The sequence below is a fragment of the Oleiphilus sp. HI0043 genome (assembly GCF_001634935.1).
On record NZ_LWEY01001713.1, the window covers coordinates 1 to 637 of the forward strand.

The 637-nt window shown below is 45.1% G+C and carries 1 protein-coding gene; it reads right to left on the bottom strand.

Annotation, left to right across the window (positions count from 1 at the left end; genetic code table 11):
* Positions 1 to 53: 53 nt before the first annotated feature.
* The coding region (locus A3729_RS33500) for a hypothetical protein (protein ID WP_197476113.1) at positions 54 to 637 on the bottom strand (584 nt) is incomplete at its 5' end.

Sequence of the window (637 nt, forward strand, 5' to 3'; positions counted from 1 at the left end):
ATCTTCAGTATAGGCAAGCAATTGAAAATTGCTTCACACTTTTGAGATCTTTATTAAACCGTTCTTTTAGCCATTAAGCCAGCCCATTGGTTCAATAAAAACTCAAACACCAGCTGCTTGTTAGGATTGCTTGTACCGAGCAACAAACGCAGTTGATCCAAGGCACTTTTGTATAAATCAAGTAACTGAGCCTCGGTCGAAACCTTAGCCAAATGGTCGATCATTTTTGCCGCCGCAAGTCCTTCAGTGGAAAAGCTGGCCAACTTGACCTTTAAAACGAGCTCCAACCATTGAATCATCCACTCTACACGTAGAATCGACAAATCATCGCTCCACCTTTCAGCCAAAACAAGGGCCAAAACATCTTTACGAAGAAAGCTAGCCATTTCTTCTAGCATACGTTGATTTTCTTCAAGCGCGCCCGTTTTAACGTACTCCAAAGCTCTTAGCGGGGCTTGGGCCGCCAGCGCTAAAACCGAGTCTAACTCAGCTCCAGACAAGCTAAGCTCGTCTTTGTTCAGCGCCGCTTCTAGCCACTGCTTCGCTGCAGACGTTTCAGGTAACGAAAAGTCAATCACCTGACAACGAGAACGAATCGTTGGAAGTAACTGCCCCGAGCTATGTGATACTAAGATAA